Raw genomic sequence first — 17,508 nt, forward strand, 5'->3', positions numbered from 1 at the left:
TTGGCGAGCTTGCAATCCGTGCGCCCGGCCCGATTTATCCGACGCGTGACGCCTCGGGCGCCGCGCTTAATCAAACAGCAGCAAACGTTCATGGAAGTTTCATCGAACGTTGCTGTCTGGCAGCCGACTTCATTTCCAGGAGGAAACTCATGTCGCTTTTGGATTCCATCTCGCGCACCGTCAAGGGCCTGTTGAACGACGCCGCCGACACCGTGCAGGACCCGTCGCGGGACGCTCGCCAGATTGTGCGCGAACTCGACGACAGTATCGCGAAGGCCGAAAATTCGCTGATCGAAATCGAGGCGCAGGTCGCCACGCAACAAAGCAAGCGTGACGTTGCCGCCGAGAAGGCGAAGAAGTACGAAGACGGCGCCAAGCGCGCGCTGCAAAGCGGCGACGAAGCGCTTGCACGCGAAGCTCTGGGTGCACAGGCGAACGCCGAAACAGAACGCGACGCGCTGGCTGCTGAACTGGTGACGCTGGTGCCGTCGGTTGATCACCTGAAGCAGCAGATCAACGACATGCGCCAGCGGCGCAACGAGCTCAATTCGCGCTCGAACATTCTTCAAGCGAAGCAGCAGATTGCAACGGCCAAGGATGTCGCGGCAACGGCGCTGGGCGGTATTGGCGGCAAGAACCTGTCGGAAGACTTTCAAAAGCTGGAAGACAAGGTGCAGCTATCGAACGCACGCTCGGATGCCCGGTTGAACTCGGCCGATCAGAAGAGCGGCAAGGCGCTCGAAGACAAACTCGCTGCGCTCACGCGCGGCCCGTCTGTCGAAGATCGCCTGGAAGCGCTCAAGAAGCAAATAAACACGCCGGCGCAGTAAAGTGCCGGCCCTCGGGCTGGCACTAAGGCTTTTTGCCATCTTGAGAATAAAGCAGGACCAAGGCTTGCGCCCTTTTTGGGGCGAACGCCTGACCGCGTGAAGCACTAATGAGGGCAACCTCAAGTCTGTGCGCGGTCAAAGGCGCAGCGAACGGCGCGGTAGCGCGGTTCGCTGCGGGCAGCATTGGGGAATTGCATCGAAATGTCGCATGGAATGGAGACGGGTGCGAAACGCCCCGGTCCGCTAATGAAAAAATATGTGATGGCCGTAATTGCATCGCTGATGCTGGTTTCGGCAACGGCCTTCGCCGCCGTGCCGACCGCCGGTCAGATCGAGCAGTCGATGACGCAAGGCAACTGGAGTCAGGCCGACGCTCAGTTGCAAGAAGTGCTGCAGGCGCATCCGAACAACGCCAAGGCGCATTATTTGTACGCGCAAGTGCTGGATCGCGAAGGTCGCTCTTCCGACGCGCTCGCCCAGGTTCAACAAGCGCGCACGCTCGACCCAGCCATTAAATTCACCGATCCGTCGCGCTTTAACGCGATGGAAGCGCGTATCCGTTCGGACGCGAACCGGGTGAATTCGTCGGCTACTACGTCCAACTCGTCTAACTCGACCTCCACCGCGGTCACGCGCAATCCGTTCAATCAAGGCGCCGTCGCAGCTCCCGAAAAACATGGGCCTTCAATGGGCATGTGGGTGTTGCTTGCGGTCCTGTTCGTCGGAATTGCACTCGTGTTGCGCTGGGGTCTGAAACGCGCGCGTTCGAACGATGACGGCCAGGCCGATGCCGAGCGCCGCACGCAACTCAAGCGCGCGACCGAATTGCTCAACGACGTCCGCTCGCTGAAGCTCGACGTGCGTTTATCGACGCAACCGGGGCATGAAGCGATGCTTCAGGAAGTCGAAGGTATCGAAACGCAATTGCGCCAGATGGTCGAAGCGTTGTCGAATTCGAAAAACCCCGTGCCGCCGTACGCGATCGAGGATCTGTCGAACCAGATCGACAGCGTGCGGGCGCGTTCAGAAGGCCGGCCCGATCCGCGCGCAACCGCTGCACCAGCAAGCGCAGATGGACAGTCGGTTTATGCGCAGGAAGCTGAGCGATTCGGCCGCAACCCGCAACAAGGTCAGCCGCCCTATTCGCCTTATCCGCAACAGCAGCCGCCGGTCATCGTGCAGCAAGGCGGTGGTTTTGGTGGCGGCATGGGTGGATTGCTGACGGGCGTGCTGCTGGGTGAGGCAATGTCCGGCGGCAATCGCGAGCGCGTGATCGAACGCGAAGTGCCGGTCGATGACGACGAATTGCGCCGTCGCCGCGGTAACGACGGCAACAACGGCGGCGGCCTCGACTTCGGCAACGGCTCGAACGACTGGAGCGACAACGGTGGCGGCGTCGACCTGGGCAGCAATGATTCCGGCAACTGGGACAACTCCTGAACTGAGCGTCGAGTTTCAAGCGTCGGCTGAATGTTAAAAAGCTCCGGACGAATCTGATGGATTCATCCGGAGCTTTTTTATTTGGCGCGTGAATTTGACACGAGGCGAGACTTCATCCGCCCCCGAGAAAGCGCAGCAACGCCCAGAGGAATTTGAAGAATCCCACGATAAATTCCCAGATGCGCTCCAGTTGATCCCAGTTCGCGACACGCATGATTGCGTCGAGGATCATATCGACTGGGTGCACTGCACGGAAGACGGCGATGCGGACGGAAACCACGGGCGGCAAGGTAAGCAAAACAGCGGGTCAAGGTTCATGACCCGCATGATAGCCGTTACGAACCCGCGGTCGTCGATAACGCCGTCTTACGTTGCGTTACCCGCCTCCGGATCGACTTCATCGGTGAGCGCTTCTTCCAGGCGCTTGAAAATCCGCTTCGTCGCGCCGCGCGCATGCAACGCGAACAAGAGCAGCGACCGTCCGGTCACCTGATAGATCGCGCCCGAATCGAAGTCTTCGAGTTCTTCGCGGATCGGCGCATTGGTATCGATCAGGCAACTCCACTGGTCGCTGCCTGGAATCTCGGGTAGCGTCAGGTCCACCACGTCATGGTGCGCGTTGATCACGAGCAGCAGCGTGGCATCCGATGCAGGACGGCGAATGCCCGTTGCCTGAGCGCGTCCATCGATAACAAGCGCGAAGCAGCGCATCGACGGATCGTCCCACTGTTCCGGCGTCAGTTCCTCGCCCGATGGGCTCAGCCATTTGACATCGGAAAGTTGCAGGTCTTCATGGAATTCGCCCGTCAGGAAACGTCCACGACGCAGCACCGGCAACGTGTGCCGCAAGGTCGTCAGCTTGCGCACGAAGTCGTTCAATGCGCGGCCGTCGTCGTCGATGTCCCAGTTGACCCAGCTGATGTCGTCGTCCTGGCAATACGCATTGTTGTTGCCCTGTTGCGTGCGGCCGAATTCGTCGCCGGCAAGGATCATCGGCGTGCCTTGCGAGAACAGCAGCGTTGCCAGCATGTTGCGTTTCTGGCGTTCACGCAGCGCGCGGATTTCAGGGTCGTCTGTCGGGCCTTCCGCGCCGCAATTCCATGAGCGATTGTCCGAGCTGCCGTCGTTGTTGTCCTCGCCGTTTGCCTCGTTGTGCTTCTCGTTATACGAGACGAGGTCATTCAGCGTGAAACCGTCGTGCGCGGTGATGAAGTTCACGCTCGCCCAAGGACGGCGGCCGCGATGATTGAATTTATCGCCGGAGCCTGTGATGCGCGTGGCCAACTCTGCCGCCACGCCCTCTTCGCCCTTCCAGAACTCACGCACCGTATCGCGGTATTTGTCGTTCCATTCCGCCCAGCCCGGCGGGAAACCACCCACTTGATAACCGCCCGGGCCGCAATCCCAAGGCTCGGCGATCAGCTTCACGCTGGAGAGAATCGGGTCCTGGCGGCAACTGTCGAGAAATCCGCCGCCTTCGTCGAAACCGTAGGTCTCGCGGCCGAGGATGGTCGCGAGATCGAAACGGAAACCGTCCACATTCATCTCGGTGACCCAGTAGCGCAAGCTGTCGGTGACCATCTGCAGCACGCGCGGATGCGACAGGTTGAGCGTGTTGCCCGTGCCGGTATCGTTGATGTAATAACGCTTGTCTTCAGGCAGCCGATAGTACGAAGCATTGTCGATACCCTTGAACGACAGCGTCGGGCCCCGTTCGTTGCCTTCGGCGGTGTGGTTGTACACCACGTCGAGAATGATCTCGAGACCCGCTTCGTGGAAGCGGTCGATCATCTGCTTGAGTTCCGCAACAGCCCCCGGGCCTTGCGCGAAGAAGCGCGGATCGGCGGCGAAAAAGCCAATCGTGTTGTAGCCCCAGTAGTTGGTGAGGCCTTTGTCGGTGAGATGACTGTCGTTCACGAACGCCTGGATGGGCAGCAGTTCAACTGATGTTACCCCCAGGCTCTTGATGTGTTCGATCACTTCCTTCGTGCCCAATCCCTCGAATGTGCCGCGCAAATTCTCGGGTACGGCGGGGTGACGTTTCGTGTAACCGCGCACATGGGTTTCGTAGAAGATGGTCTGTTCCCAAGGCACGCGAACGCGCGTCGGGTGGACCCACGAAAAGCTCTGGTCGACCACCTGGCACTTTTGCACGAACGGCGCGCTGTCGCGTTCATCGAACGTGAGGTCATCGCCGTCTGCATTCAACGTGTAGCCGAACACCGCCGGGTCCCACGTCAACTCGCCCACGTGCGCCTTCGCGTACGGGTCGAGCAACAGCTTGTTCGGATTGAAACGATGCCCGTTCTCGGGCTCATAAGGACCATGCACCCGATACCCATAGACCGCGCCCGGTTTCAAACCGAATAGATAGACGTGGAAAACTTCATCGGTATATTCAGGCAATTCGATGCGTTCGAGTTCTTTCTCGCCGGTTTCGTCGAAGAGGCACAGTTCGACTTTCGTGGCGTGCGCGGTGAACAAGGCGAAGTTGACGCCCTCGCCGTCCCAGGTTGCGCCCAGGGGAAACGGCGAGCCTTCGGCAATGCGGATATCGTGTGCCATGTATGCGTGTGTCCAGGTGTTGGATGCTTCAGTCGATATGTGATCGGTGCTTCAATCGGTGCTGCTGGTAGCGGTTCAACCCGCCGCACCGTGTGTGGTTAGCCTGTTTTCGCCGGGATGGGGATGGATTACCGCGTGCGGCTTGCAGCGTCATCCCGAGCCCAGAGGCAGGAAAGAACAGCAGGTTTCGTGCCTATTGCAGAGGGTCATTTTCGGACAGCTATTGGTAGTGGGTCTGCAGGTTTGATATTGCGCGCGGAATGGCTTTGCTCGTTTCGAAGCGGAAAAAGAAACCGCCAGCCTTCGTTTTGGGCGCCCGGGTCTGTACGGAAACGCTATGGGCGCGCATTGTGCTCGTGGGTCTTTTTGTTTCTGGCCATCGTGTCGGGCGAAGCGCCGCAGTCATCACCCCGTCATTAGAATTGCGCGCACCCTACGATATCGATCAATCCGAGGAAACCCGTCTTGCCCACTCAGCCTACGAAAACCGCAAGTCCACCCGTCAGCTTATCCGGCACGGCCACTGGCAACGCTGAGGAAAGCCGTGCTCTTGGCCGCTCGCTGCGCGACTCGATCCCCTTCGACGCGCACGCAAACTGGCAGCCGGAACGTGGCCGCCCGGACCCCGTGGCACGCGTGCTCGCCAACAACGCGGGCCGGCAGGAGCGGCTGATCCCTCTGCGCATGTCGCGCATGGCTGCGTCGCCGTTTGCGTTCCTGCGCGGCGCCGCAACCGTGATGGCGTGGGATCTCGCGCACACGCCGTCCATCGGGCATCAGGTGATGATTGATGGCGATGCCCATCTGAACAATTTCGGCCTGTTCCGCACGCCCCGGCAAGACGTTGTTTTCGATCTGAACGACTTCGATGAAACGCTGGTCGCCCCGTGGGAATGGGATTTGAAGCGGCTCACCGCCAGCATCAATGTGGCGGCGCGCGAAAACAGCGTCGACGCAGCCGGCCGCGATCGCGCTGTACGCACCGCCTGCGCTGCCTACCGCACCACGATGTCCACGCTGGCACAAGTTCCCGCGTACGAGTTGTGGCAGATGCGCTCGTACGCGAGCGTGTTGCATATCGAAGCGCCGGTTACGCTCGATTCGCCCGAGAAGGCGACCATTGCGAAGGCTGTCGAGCGCGCGACCAAGCGTAGTCACGCGACCATGCTGGCCCGCGTCGCAGAGCCGGACGGCAAAAGCTGGCGTTTTCGCGACGAGCCGCCAATCCTGACCCGTCTCGATGCCGCAGAGAAAAACCACGTGACCGAAGGGCTGCGCGGGTATTTGCAGACCATCGCAGGCGAGTGGCGCACGATGCTCGAGCGCTACGACGTCGTCGATGTCGCGCATCGCGTGGTGGGTGTAGGCAGTGTCGGGACACGCGCGTATTTGCTGTTGCTGCTCGGGCGGGCTCATGCCGATCCGCTCTTCATGCAGGTCAAGGAAGGCATCGTGCCGGCCGCCGCGCCCTTCGTGCCCGCGCTCTCTGAGCCGTTCAGCCACCAGGGTCGGCGCGTGGTACACGGCCAGCGCTTGCTGCAAAGCTCCTCTGACCCGTTGCTCGGCTGGACGACTATTTCAGGCCGCGATTTCTACGTGCGGCAGATGAAGAATATGCGTGGCTCGATTCCAGTCGACTGGCTGCATGGCGCGACCTTCGACTTCTACGCGTGGTGTCTCGGCTTGCTGCTCGCACGCGCTCATGCGCGCACCGGCGACGCCGCCCTGATTGCCGGTTATTGCGGTAACTCAGACCGTCTGGATGCAGCTTATGCACGATGGGCGGAAGGGTACGGCGCGCAGACGGTCGTCGACCACGCCTCGTTCGTCGCGGCAATTGCGCAGGGCCGGGTGATAGCGGCGCCACCAGAGAAAGCGTAGCAGTGCGATGGGGAAACGAGGAGACGAGCGAGCAGCATCCATCCGCCAAACCCTGTCCAATCCGCCGATGAGTCGAAAAACCCGGGACGCAAATGCGACCGATTCGCTATCATTGTCGTCATTCGTTTAAAAAACGGTAAAAGCCTGAACAGTTACGCAATGCCGGGACGGCGGCTGAAATGCAACCTGCGAGAGGAAACGCAGACGTCGTCGAATGGCACATCCTTTGCTGCCGATTCTTATGATCTTTAATGGAGAAAGCAACGCATGAGCATGATTCAGGAGTTCAAGAGCTTCGCCCTCAAGGGCAACGTGATGGATCTGGCGGTCGGTGTGATTATCGGCGGCGCGTTTTCGACCATCGTCAATTCGATCGTCAAGGATCTGATCATGCCAGTCGTGGGGCTGGTCACGGGCGGACTTGATTTTTCCAACATGTTCATCAAGCTCGGCAACATTCCGCCCACTTTCAAGGGCAATCCCGATTCGTACAAAGACTTGCAGACGGCGGGTGTCGCCGTGTTCGGTTATGGCTCGTTCATTACCGTGCTGATCAACTTCCTCATCCTGGCGTTCATCATTTTCCTGATGGTCAAGTTCATTAACAAGCTGCGCCGGGCCGAAGAACCCGCGCCGCCGCCTGCTGCGACGCCGGAAGACGTGCTGTTGCTTCGTGAGATCCGTGATTCGCTGAAGACGTCACCGCGGGTTTGACCTAGGTGTGTGTGAGGCAAGCGTCTGCCTTGAGTCTTCAAGACAGCCGGTGTTCCAGGAAAGCCCGTGACGGCGTCGTCGCGGGCTTTTTCGTTTTTTGGATGCAATCGGGGAGTTGGTGGCATTCATGACACGCGTTTGAATTTTCTGGCGAATTTTCATCGCAGCGGGGTTTCGTAGGTCTATTATTGAGACAGAAACATGCGAGCCGCAGCAGGATTATCGGCATGATTTGTGCGCCACCGAGAGGGCCGGTTGAGCATGACCGGCTTGGCGGTGTCCTAAACTGAATCGCCGTGAAGCCACCACTTCGATGTGCTATAAAAGATCGATGTGTCCAGACAAACGAGCGGCCCGCCAGACGGGAGTGGCCGCATGAGGACGCTGCGTTTTTTGCAATTCTTTTTCAGGCGAATTTTTATGTCCTTCCCGAAAAAGCGTAGACGCGCAAAGGTCGACGGTGACGAGTCTTTCCTCGCCGTGCTTAGGCATTTCAAGCCGTTCGGCCAACTCGATACCAAGATTGCACGCGCCCGCGCACAGGATGAGCCGGTGTTGTATGCGCATGTCCTGCCCGGTCTCGATGTTCTTCTTTGCAGCGTTCGTGGCGCGCAACCGCCGTATCCAGCGGTGGAGGAGTTGCATCGGCGGTGTATCGAATGTATTACGAACGCGCTGGAGCAGCCGCTCGATGGGCTTGAGAATGGCGGGTATTGGTATGAAGCCAACGGGTTCGGGTTTCTGGTGTTTGCCAGCCGGGTCCGGACGCAGATTTTGAGCGAGTTTGGAGCATCGGCGAGTGCGAGGAGCAGGCGCGGCGCGCGGCGGCAGGATGCGGGGGATGCGGCTTCAAGGCCACTACGGTAGGTAGTTTGTTCGCACCGGTGGACGGGGTTTTGGTGGGTCTTGGGGTTGCTGTTCTGGGTTATGCCAGGTTCTTGCGTTAGCGGTCTGAGTTATTGCCGGGTTGGGGCTTTCCAGGTTTTTGGTCTGCCTGACTCGGATTTTCTCTTTATCACTATTAGCCACTGCGCGTGGCGGCGCGTCATTTCTTTGTCCAAAGCGACAAAGAAACGAAGCAAAGAAAACGCTTTCACCGCTCTACCCTAAGTGTCCACAGCGTGCAGTTCCATTTCATGGGTGCCCCAAAAGCACGGTGCTCGCCAGAGCCACGGATGTGTGAACCCCTCTTTCTCCGAACACAGATACCCCACGCTTCGCCACCAGTGACTGAACCTGCCCGAGGAGCACCCCGCGCTATCCGCGTAAACCACCCACCGAATTTGTACGCACGTCGAACCACGTCGCCAACCCACCAAGAAACGAACTCACCAAACTGTGTCAGGCCGTGACCGACGAAAATTACTCTGGATTGCGTAGCCAATTCACTAGAAACTGAAACCGTGAATACGCATCAGGCTGTGATCCACGAATATGCCGCGCGGACCAGGCAGTTAGCCCACGAATACCTAAATACTAAATGTGCGTGAAGTCGCGCACGTCTTGGTAAATCATGCTTACCCGAGAGCGCGGGCGGCGACGCATACTCGTATAGGAGCGCGCGCCCATGCGTACGCGTGAGGCCGTATAGGTTCTGCGGCAAGGATGCTTGCCCGAGAGCGTACGGGGCGAAGCGTTTTACTGTCAGGATTCGCGAGAAGGAGGGGTTCAAACATCCTTCGCTCTTGCGAGCACCGTGCTTTTGGGGCACCCATGAATCAAAACTGCACGCTGTGGACACTTAGGGTAGAGCTGTTAAAAGCGCTTTCTTTGCTTCGTTTCTTTGTCGCTTTGGACAAAGAAATGACGTGCCGCCACGCACAGTGGCTAATAGTGATAAAGAGAATGGCTAACCCAAGTAAACCCCGAACACTGAAAGCAGCAACCCGGCATAAACTAAGACCACTGACGCCAGAACAAGGCAACCCACCACGCCCCACGAACACCCCACCCTAGGCGCATGATTTGCTAAGTCCTACGAACGCCACATAACTGTGCAATGCCGCCAGGCAGAAAATCAAAGGAGCCACAATGACCAATCACGTCTACAAGCAAATCGAACTCACCGGGTCATCGACCCAATCAAGCGACGATGCCATTCGTGTCGCGCTCGAAAAAGCCTCAAAAACCCTCCGCAACCTGCACTGGTTTGAAGTCATCGGCACCCGCGGGCAAGTCGAGGACGGCAAGATCGCGCACTGGCAGGTCACGCTTAAAGTTGGACTGCGAATCGACGATTAAGATTAATCGCGACGCAGACAACAAAGGCCGCACTTCATCGAAGCGCGGCCTTTTCTTTTTCCTATGACGGAAACGATGACAAACCGCAGGTAAGTTTTGCGAAATCGCATGTCCTGCCAGCGACTTCGCAAACTGCCCCGCGCCAATTTACTTCGGCAACGACCCGTCAACGCCTTCCACATACCAGTTGATACGTTGCAATTCCGGATCCGTCAGGTTCTGGCCAGCCGCAATCTTGACCGCACCCGACTGGTCCTTGATCGGACCCATGAACACGTCCCACTTGCCGCTCTGCAGCTCTTCACGCTTGGCGTCCACTGCCTGAATCGCCTTGGCCGGCACCACCGCCGTATTCACGTCCTCAAGATTCACCGCCTTTTGCGGCATACCCAGCCAGACCGGATCGGTCTTGACCTTACCATCCAGAAGCTGCTGGCCCATCGAGTCGTAATACACCTCCCAATGCTGCACCACCGAACCCAGGTGCGCGCTCGGTCCGAACTTCTTCATGTTCGAATCCCATCCAAATGCGTACACCTTCTTCTCGGCAGCCGTCGCCAGCGTCGCATTCGAATCGGTGTTCTGCAGCAACACATCCGCGCCCTGCCCGATCAGCGTTTCCGCCGCCTGCTTTTCCTTGCCCGGATCGAACCAGCTATTAATCCAGATCACTTTTGTGTGGATCTTCGGATTCACCGAACGCGCGCCCAACGTGTAAGCGTTGATGTTGCGGATCACTTCGGGAATCGGCACCGATGCCACAAAGCCCAGCGTGTTCGTCTTCGTGACGTAACCGGCAGCGACGCCAGCGAGATAGGCGCCCTGGTACATGCGGTTATCGTAGACGCCGAAGTTTTTCGCCTTCTTGTAACCCGTCGCGGTCAGGAACGTAATGTCCGGATAGTCGCGCGCCACCTTCAACTGGAAGTCCTGGTAACCAAAACTGGTGCCCACGATGACCTTGTTGCCCTTGGCAGCCAGATCGCGGAACACGCGCTCCGAGTCCGCCGACTCCGGCACGTTTTCCACCCGCGTGATCTTGATCTTGCTGCCGTACTTGGCCTCCATCACCTTCGTGCCGGCATCGTGGGCAAAGGTCCAGCCCGCATCGCCGGGATTGCCGAGATACACGAACGCAACGCCCGGCGCATCAGCGGCCCGGGCGGGACCGGCGACCATCGCGGCGGATAGCGCGAGCATCGTGCCCACGGCTCCGGCCGCGCCCAAGGTGTTCAGCCAGCTTTTCTTCATCGTGCTTCTCCTGTCGATGGTTCGATAATGTTTGTAAAAATGGTGCCGCAGTTTCATTGGCCAAAATCGCAAAATCGAGCCGTGGTTCGTTGTCAGCTAGCCGCAAAAAACGGCTTGCCGAGCGACGCTGGCGCATTCAGCTTGATCGTGTTCGGATTGCGCGAGATGAGCACCAGTACGACGATCGTCGCGACGTACGGCAGCATCGCGAGGAACTGCGTCGGGATGGGCACGCCAATGGCCTGCGCGTAGAACTGCAGCGCCATCACCGCGCCGAACAGCAACGCGCCGATCAGCAGCCGCCCCGGGCGCCACGTCGCGAACACGACCAGCGCCAGAGCGATCCAGCCGCGCCCCGACGTCAACTGTTCCTGCCACAAATGCAGATAAACAATCGAGTAATAACCGCCCGCAATCCCCGCCATGCCGCCGCCGAAAAGCGTCGCGCCATAACGCACGCCGATCACCGGAAAACCCACGGAGTGAGCCACCGATGGCGACTCGCCAACCGAGCGCAACACCAGTCCCGCGCGCGTTCGATATAAAAACCAGCTGATCACGCCAAACATGATGAACGCGAGATAACCGAGCGGCGTCAGCGTGAAAAACGCGGCTCCGATCACGGGAATGGATGTAAGGCCGGGAATGGGCAGCACATCGATGGTCGCGCGCACCGCCGCCGACGTATAAGGCTTGCCGATATACGCCGAAAACCCAATGCCAAATATGGTCAGCGATAACCCCGTGGCAACCTGATTCGCGAGCATGGTGATGGTGAGGAACGCGAACACAAGCGACATGAGCACGCCCGCGACAATCGCGCCCACGATGCCCAGCCACGGATTGCCGGTGATCGCGGTCACGGCGTAGCCGGTGACGGCGCCCATCAGCATCATGCCTTCCACGCCCAGGTTCAACACCCCCGATTTCTCGGCGACAAGCTCCCCGGCGCCGGCGAACATCAGCGGAATGGCGGCTACAACGGCGCTTGAAGCAAGCGAACTGGCCTGATTGATGTCCATGTTTTTATCTACGAATGCGCGTGCGCGGAGACCCGGCGCCGCACGCGATAGTTGACGAACAGGTCTGCCCCCAACAGGCAAAACAGCAGCAATCCCTGGAATACACCGGCGAGCGCCTGCGGCAATTGCAGCGACGTCTGCACCGCTTCGCCGCCGAGATACAGCAACGCCATCAAAAGACTGGCGAGCACGATGCCAACCGGATGCAAGCGTCCGACAAACACCACGATGATCGCCGTGAAGCCGTACCCCGGCGACCAGCTCGCCTGCAATTGCCCGATAGGCCCAGCGACTTCGCCCATGCCTGCCAGCCCGGCCAGACCGCCGCTCAGGAGCAGTGAGGTCCAGATGGCCTTTTTATCGGAGAAGCCGGCGTAGCGGGCGGCTAATGGCGCCAGGCCACCCACGTTCATCCGATACCCCGCGAAGCTCTTGCGCATGAAGAGCCATACAAGTGGAATTGCGATGACCGTCAGGAACACGGACGCGTTGATGCGCGTGCCCTTCAACCAGGCCCAGCCCCAATCGGCGTAAAGACGCGGGAATTGCGCTGAATCGCCGAACATCGCCGAGATCGGGAAGTTCATGCCTTCGGGGTCGCGCCACGGACCGCTGACCAGGTAGATCAGCAACTGCGTCGCGACGTACGTGAGCATCAGGCTCGTCAGGATCTCGTTGGTGTTGAAGCGGCTCTTGAGCAACGCAGGAATTGCCGCCCACGCCATGCCGCCTATCACGCCGCCAATCATCATCAGCGGGAGGATCCACCAGCCGGTGGCATCGCCGACATGAATCGCTATGCCACCCGCCACGATCCCGCCTAATAACATCTGCCCTTCAGCACCGATATTCCAAACGTTCGCCCGATATCCCACCGCCAGCCCCAATGCGATCAGGCACAGCGGCGACGCCTTCAGAACAAGTTCGGACCAGCCATTCACGTTCGACAATGGCTCGATGAAAAAGCCGTGCATCGCGCGCACCGGGTCCTGGCCCACGAGCGTAAAAATCAGGAAGCCGATAATCAACGTCAGCACCGCGGCGATCAGCGGCACGGCAAGCTGCATGGTGCGAGACGGCGCAGGCCGCGCTTCGAGTCGATAAGGAAAATTCATTGTGTCGGGGCCGTGGTGTCGAGGGCGACGGGGTCGGCACGATTGCCATCGAAGAGACCGGCCATGAAGAGGCCGATTTCTTCTGCGTTGGTCAAACCAGTCTCACGGACCGGCGAAAGCTTGCCGCGAGCGAGAACGGCAATGCGGTCGCAGATATCGAAGAGTTCTTCCAGTTCCTCCGATATCACGAGGATCGCCACGCCCCGCGCAGCGAGATCCAGTAGCTGTTGCCGGATGAAACCCGCCGCGCCGACATCGACGCCCCAGGTCGGTTGCGCGACCACGAGCACCTTCGGCTCCTGCAAGATCTCCCGTCCCACGATGAACTTCTGCAAGTTGCCGCCCGACAAGCTTTGCGCGAGCGCGCCGTTGCCGCCGCAGCGGACATCGAAGGCGCTGATGCAGCGGTCGGCGAACGCGCGCATGGCTTTCGTGCTGATCCAGCCGCCATGCACCATATGTTCGCGATGTCCGGTCAATAGCGCGTTTTCCGCCAGCGACATGGCCGGCACCGCGCCGCGCCCGAGCCGTTCCTCGGGCACGAAGGCGAAGCCGAGCGCGCGCCGTCCGCCCGCGCTATAGCGCGCGGCGGACTGGCCGATGATCGTGATGGCATCGGGGGCCACGTGTTTATCGCGGATCTCGCCTGAGAGCGCGGCCAGTAATTCGGCCTGCCCATTCCCCGATACCCCCGCAATGCCGAAGATTTCTCCCGCATGCACGGAGAACGACACGTCCTGCAGCGACGTACCGAACGGATCCGGGCTGACAACGGATAAGTTCTTCACCGCGAGCTTCACGTCGCCCGGCGTATGTTCGCGACGGGTGTAGTCGGGCAGCGAATGACCGACCATCAGTTGTGCGAGCGATGCGTGTGTCTCCTTGCGCGGATCGACGCGCCCTGTCACCTTGCCGCCGCGCATGACGGTTGCGGTTTGACACAGCGCCTGGATTTCGTCGAGCTTGTGGCTGATATAGAGAATGCTGCATCCCTCCGACGCCAGCCGTCGCAGCACCGTAAAGAGCTTCTTGACCGCTTGCGGCGTAAGCACGGACGTAGGTTCGTCCATGATCAGCAGGCGCGGGTTCTGCAGCAGGCATCGCACGATCTCCACGCGCTGGCGTTCGCCCACCGCGAGACTGTGTACGTGGCGTTGCGGATCGACATCGAGACCGTAATCCGCCGAGACCTCGCGGATCCGCTTGCCGAGCGTCTTCAGGTCGAATTTATCGTCGAGAGCGAGCGCGATGTTCTCGCCTACCGTCAGCGTATCGAAGAGCGAAAAGTGCTGGAACACCATGCCGATACCCAGCTTTCGCGCCGCTGCCGGACTGCCAATCTCGACCGTCTCGCCGTTCCACTGGATCTCGCCTTCGTCCGGACGCACCGCGCCGTAGATGATCTTCATCAGCGTCGACTTGCCCGCGCCGTTCTCGCCGAGCACCGCGTGGATTTCACCCGGTTCGACGATAAGCGTCACGTCGTCATTGGCCTTGACGGCGGGATATTGCTTGCTGATGCCGTGAAGCGCGAGGCGCGATGGTCGCGCACCGCCCGGCTGAATGGATGAGGAAATGGCGTCGCCCATATGGACTCAGAAAGTGCGGAAATTGCGCAAAACCGGGATGACCGGCATGGCAGCAACGGAAACATGCAATCTGCGAGTAAAAGATACCCAAAACAGTGCGAGCCGTCGATTGCTCAAAATAGTGCGCGCAATTAGCAACAGCACGGTGTTGCACAGCGTGCAACGAATGTGCTTGCGGGTATGCCCAGCTTGACGGAAACAATGTGTCATATTAAAAACAATATGTTCTGCACCTTGGTCGATCAGCCTGACCGTATATTGGAGAGAAGATGAGTCAGCAACGCGAAGCGATCGACACTTACCTGTTACGCGTCCTTCATACCCTCTTGATGGAGCGCAGCGTCACGCGCGCGGCCGTCAAGCTCAATCAGTCACAACCTGCAATCAGCGCAGCGCTCAGGCGCCTGCGCGACATCACCGGCGATCCGCTGCTCGTGCGCGGGAAAGCAGGCATGGTGCCGACCGAATACGGCCTGCGCCTGCTCGAACCCACGCAAAACGCGCTGCGCGAAATCGAACGCATCAAGGTTCAGCAGCACAACTTCGAGCCCTCGACGTCCGTGCGGTGTTATCGCATTGGCTGCCCGGATTATCTGAACGTGCTGTTCGTGCCGACCGTGGTGGAGCGCTTTCGGATAGCCGCGCCCAATGCCACGCTCGAATTCCATTCGCTCGGCCCCGCTTTCGATTACGAACTCGCGCTGGAAGAAGGCAAGCTCGATATCGTGGTGGGCAACTGGCCCGAGCCGCCTGAACAACTGCATCTCTCGAATCTTTTTGTCGACAAGATTGTTTGTCTCGTCAGTTCGAATCACCCGTTTGCCCGCCGCGGCGCGCTTACGCTCGATCAATATCTCAACGCGCCGCACCTCGCGCCTACGCCCTATTCCGTGGGCCAGCGCGGCGCGATCGATGTGCATCTGGCGCGCGAACGCCTCAAGCGACATGTCGTCGTTACGCTGCCCTACTTCAATCTCGCGCCGTACGTGCTGATCAAGTCGGATCTCGTGTTCACCACGACCCGTTTGTTCGCCGATCACTACGCCAAATTCTTGCCGCTGACCGTGGTGCCGGCCCCGCTCGATTTCCCGCCGATGCAGTACTACCAGTTGTGGCACGAGCGCTGCCATTACTCCGATGAAGTGAGGTGGCTCCGCCACCTCGTCGCCGACGCCACCCGCTCGCTGATCGAAACGCCCTAGCCTTGGTTAATTAGTTGGCCATCGCGATCAACTGACCCGCCAGCCGGTTGTGCCGTTCGACGATCGGTCCAAGATCGACCGTCGTCAACTGACCGTGGCGCACGACGACCTTCCCGTCGATAACACTCGTCGATACCTGCGATGGCGCGCAGAACACCAGCGCCGCGACGGGATCGTGCAGCGCGCCGGCAAAACCGTGCTGGCTCAGATCGAAGGAAACGAAATCTGCCGCCATGCCGGGCGCCAACGCGCCGATATCGTCCCGGCCCAGCACCTTCGCGCCTCCCAGCGTCGCGATTTCGAGCGCTTCGCGTGCGCTCATGGCGTCGGGACCGAAACCCACGCGCTGCAACAACAACGCTTGCCGAACTTCCGCCACCATCTGCGCGCCGTCGTTCGATGCCGATCCGTCTACACCAATGCCAACCGTCACGCCCGCGTCGCGCATCGCCCGGATGGGCGCAATGCCCGACGCCAGCCGCATGTTCGAACACGGGCAATGCGCGACGCCTGTCCCCGTGCGCCCAAATAACTCGATACCCGCGCGGTCCAGCTGCACACAATGCGCGTGCCAGACATCCGGTCCGACCCAGCCTAAATCCTCCGCATACTCAGCCGGCGACATGCCGAACTTCTCGCGGCTGTACGTGACATCGTTCACGTTCTCGGCGAGATGCGTATGCATCGATACCCCGTATTCCCGCGCCAGCAGCGCTGAATCGCGCATCAGTTCACGGCTGACCGAGAACGGCGAGCACGGCGCCACGACGACACGCAGCATCGCGTAACGACCTTCGTCGTTATACGTTTCGATCAGGCGCTGCGTGTCCTTCAGGATGGCGTCTTCTTTCTCGACCACTGAATCGGGCGGCAATCCGCCGTCTTTCTGCCCGACACTCATGCTGCCGCGCGCCGCATGAAAACGCATGCCGATCTGCTGCGCCGACGCAATGCTGTCGTCCAGGCGCGCGCCGTTCGGATAAATGTAGAGATGGTCGCTCGACGTCGTGCAGCCCGAGAGCAGCAATTCGGCCATGGCCGTTAGCGTCGACACCTCGATCATCTCGGGCGTCAGGTTCGCCCAGATTTTGTACAGGCTGGTCAGCCAGCCGAACAACTCCGCGTTCTGCGCGGCCGGAACAGCCCGCGTGAGGCTCTGGTACATGTGGTGATGTGTGTTGACCAGGCCGGGAATCACCAAGTGGCCTGACAGGTCCAGCACCTCGTCCGCTTCTTGCGGCAAGTCGCTGGTTGCGCCTACCTGTGTGATCCGGTTGCCTTCTATAAACAAACCGCCGTTGAGAATCTCGCGTCGCGTCTCATCCATGGTGACGAGCACACGCGCGTTCTTCACCAGCAATGTCCGGGGTGTTTGTTGCATGCCGATCTCCGCTATTTCTGTTTTACCGAGGGCGCAAAAGCATAGAAGCACCGCTTGAATCCGCGCCTGTTACCCGGTTACCCAGCGTCGATCGCCGTCTTCGGGATGCCCAGCGACCCGCGCTGTGTAAGGCCGCCGTGGCCGCTGTGCAAGACGCTACTGTCCGTAGCCAAAAAGCCTCTGACAATGCTGACACTGCCATAGTTGTCTTCACAGACTCGATATGATCGCGAATTTTGGCTCGCGTAGCATCGCCGGGAAGCGGTGAAAAAGGACT

The 17,508-nt window shown here is 59.7% G+C and carries 13 protein-coding genes; 7 read left to right on the plus strand and 6 right to left on the minus strand.

Features of this window, described 5'->3' with window-relative positions; genetic code table 11:
• The first annotated feature begins 149 nt into the window (after positions 1-149).
• Together ACSQ83_RS11905 and ACSQ83_RS11910 are read left to right on the plus strand one after the other, a co-directional pair.
• Positions 150-830 (plus strand): PspA/IM30 family protein, encoded by a 681-nt coding sequence (locus tag ACSQ83_RS11905; RefSeq protein WP_414948432.1) that lies wholly within the window; start codon positions 150-152, stop codon positions 828-830.
• A gap of 246 nt (positions 831-1,076) precedes the next feature.
• Positions 1,077-2,270, plus strand: a complete 1,194-nt coding sequence (locus ACSQ83_RS11910) for a tetratricopeptide repeat protein (protein ID WP_436228334.1) — start codon at positions 1,077-1,079, stop codon at positions 2,268-2,270.
• A gap of 366 nt (positions 2,271-2,636) precedes the next feature.
• On the opposite strand, the gene glgX is transcribed toward ACSQ83_RS11910, so the two are convergent.
• Entirely contained in the window at positions 2,637-4,835 is a 2,199-nt protein-coding gene (gene glgX, locus ACSQ83_RS11915; RefSeq protein WP_414948431.1) for a glycogen debranching protein GlgX, read from the minus strand.
• A 465-nt stretch (positions 4,836-5,300) separates the two neighbouring features.
• On the opposite strand from glgX, the gene ACSQ83_RS11920 reads away from it, so the two are divergent.
• The 4 genes from ACSQ83_RS11920 to ACSQ83_RS11935 all read left to right on the plus strand — a co-directional run bounded on the left by ACSQ83_RS11920 (position 5,301) and on the right by ACSQ83_RS11935 (position 9,671).
• Positions 5,301-6,716 carry a DUF2252 domain-containing protein gene (locus ACSQ83_RS11920; RefSeq protein ID WP_436228257.1) on the plus strand — a complete coding sequence of 472 codons (1,416 nt, stop codon included), beginning with the start codon at positions 5,301-5,303 and terminating at the stop codon, positions 6,714-6,716.
• 267 nt (positions 6,717-6,983) lie between these two features.
• The gene (gene mscL / locus ACSQ83_RS11925; protein ID WP_436228258.1) at positions 6,984-7,430 is read left to right on the plus strand and encodes a large conductance mechanosensitive channel protein MscL; all 447 of its coding nucleotides are present in this window, start codon (positions 6,984-6,986) and stop codon (positions 7,428-7,430) included.
• 375 nt (positions 7,431-7,805) lie between these two features.
• The gene (locus tag ACSQ83_RS11930) at positions 7,806-8,297 is read left to right on the plus strand and encodes a hypothetical protein (RefSeq protein ID WP_299712521.1); all 492 of its coding nucleotides are present in this window, start codon (positions 7,806-7,808) and stop codon (positions 8,295-8,297) included.
• A gap of 1,164 nt (positions 8,298-9,461) precedes the next feature.
• Positions 9,462-9,671, plus strand: coding sequence for a dodecin (locus ACSQ83_RS11935; protein ID WP_089164580.1), 210 nt, complete (start codon positions 9,462-9,464; stop codon positions 9,669-9,671).
• A gap of 147 nt (positions 9,672-9,818) precedes the next feature.
• Here ACSQ83_RS11935 and ACSQ83_RS11940 read toward each other — a convergent pair whose 3' ends face one another.
• The 4 genes from ACSQ83_RS11940 to ACSQ83_RS11955 form a co-directional block, all read right to left on the minus strand.
• Positions 9,819-10,922, minus strand: a complete 1,104-nt coding sequence (locus tag ACSQ83_RS11940) for a BMP family ABC transporter substrate-binding protein (protein WP_436228259.1) — start codon at positions 10,920-10,922, stop codon at positions 9,819-9,821.
• Between the two features lie 92 nt (positions 10,923-11,014).
• Positions 11,015-11,944 (minus strand): ABC transporter permease, encoded by a 930-nt coding sequence (locus tag ACSQ83_RS11945; protein ID WP_436228260.1) that lies wholly within the window; start codon positions 11,942-11,944, stop codon positions 11,015-11,017.
• Positions 11,945-11,952: 8 nt separating this feature from the next.
• Entirely contained in the window at positions 11,953-13,059 is a 1,107-nt protein-coding gene (locus ACSQ83_RS11950) for an ABC transporter permease (protein WP_414948426.1), read from the minus strand.
• The gene (locus ACSQ83_RS11955) at positions 13,056-14,648 is read right to left on the minus strand and encodes an ABC transporter ATP-binding protein (RefSeq protein WP_414948425.1); all 1,593 of its coding nucleotides are present in this window, start codon (positions 14,646-14,648) and stop codon (positions 13,056-13,058) included. The genes ACSQ83_RS11950 and ACSQ83_RS11955 overlap by 4 nt, the downstream gene beginning before the upstream one ends.
• Before the next feature lie 269 nt (positions 14,649-14,917).
• Here ACSQ83_RS11955 and ACSQ83_RS11960 point away from each other — a divergent pair, with 269 nt between their 5' ends.
• A complete protein-coding gene (locus tag ACSQ83_RS11960; RefSeq protein ID WP_414948424.1) occupies positions 14,918-15,850 on the plus strand; it encodes a LysR substrate-binding domain-containing protein in 933 nt (310 codons plus the stop codon).
• A 10-nt stretch (positions 15,851-15,860) separates the two neighbouring features.
• On the opposite strand, the gene ACSQ83_RS11965 is transcribed toward ACSQ83_RS11960, so the two are convergent.
• Positions 15,861-17,231, minus strand: a complete 1,371-nt coding sequence (locus ACSQ83_RS11965) for an 8-oxoguanine deaminase (RefSeq protein ID WP_436228261.1) — start codon at positions 17,229-17,231, stop codon at positions 15,861-15,863.
• Between the last annotated feature and the right edge of the window lie 277 nt (positions 17,232-17,508).

The sequence above is a fragment of the Caballeronia sp. LjRoot29 genome (assembly GCF_964252755.1).
Taxonomy (GTDB): Bacteria; Pseudomonadota; Gammaproteobacteria; order Burkholderiales; family Burkholderiaceae; genus Caballeronia.

Coding starts and splice junctions, on each gene's coding strand:
- glgX (WP_414948431.1), bottom strand. CDS start 4,835: ATGGCACACGATATCCGCATTGCCGAAGGCTCGCCGTTTCCCCTGGGC.
- ACSQ83_RS11950 (WP_414948426.1), bottom strand. CDS start 13,059: ATGAATTTTCCTTATCGACTCGAAGCGCGGCCTGCGCCGTCTCGCACC.
- ACSQ83_RS11905 (WP_414948432.1), top strand. CDS start 150: ATGTCGCTTTTGGATTCCATCTCGCGCACCGTCAAGGGCCTGTTGAAC.
- ACSQ83_RS11940 (WP_436228259.1), bottom strand. CDS start 10,922: ATGAAGAAAAGCTGGCTGAACACCTTGGGCGCGGCCGGAGCCGTGGGC.
- ACSQ83_RS11955 (WP_414948425.1), bottom strand. CDS start 14,648: ATGGGCGACGCCATTTCCTCATCCATTCAGCCGGGCGGTGCGCGACCA.
- ACSQ83_RS11945 (WP_436228260.1), bottom strand. CDS start 11,944: ATGGACATCAATCAGGCCAGTTCGCTTGCTTCAAGCGCCGTTGTAGCC.
- mscL (WP_436228258.1), top strand. CDS start 6,984: ATGAGCATGATTCAGGAGTTCAAGAGCTTCGCCCTCAAGGGCAACGTG.
- ACSQ83_RS11930 (WP_299712521.1), top strand. CDS start 7,806: ATGAGGACGCTGCGTTTTTTGCAATTCTTTTTCAGGCGAATTTTTATG.
- ACSQ83_RS11935 (WP_089164580.1), top strand. CDS start 9,462: ATGACCAATCACGTCTACAAGCAAATCGAACTCACCGGGTCATCGACC.
- ACSQ83_RS11960 (WP_414948424.1), top strand. CDS start 14,918: ATGAGTCAGCAACGCGAAGCGATCGACACTTACCTGTTACGCGTCCTT.
- ACSQ83_RS11965 (WP_436228261.1), bottom strand. CDS start 17,231: ATGCAACAAACACCCCGGACATTGCTGGTGAAGAACGCGCGTGTGCTC.
- ACSQ83_RS11910 (WP_436228334.1), top strand. CDS start 1,077: ATGAAAAAATATGTGATGGCCGTAATTGCATCGCTGATGCTGGTTTCG.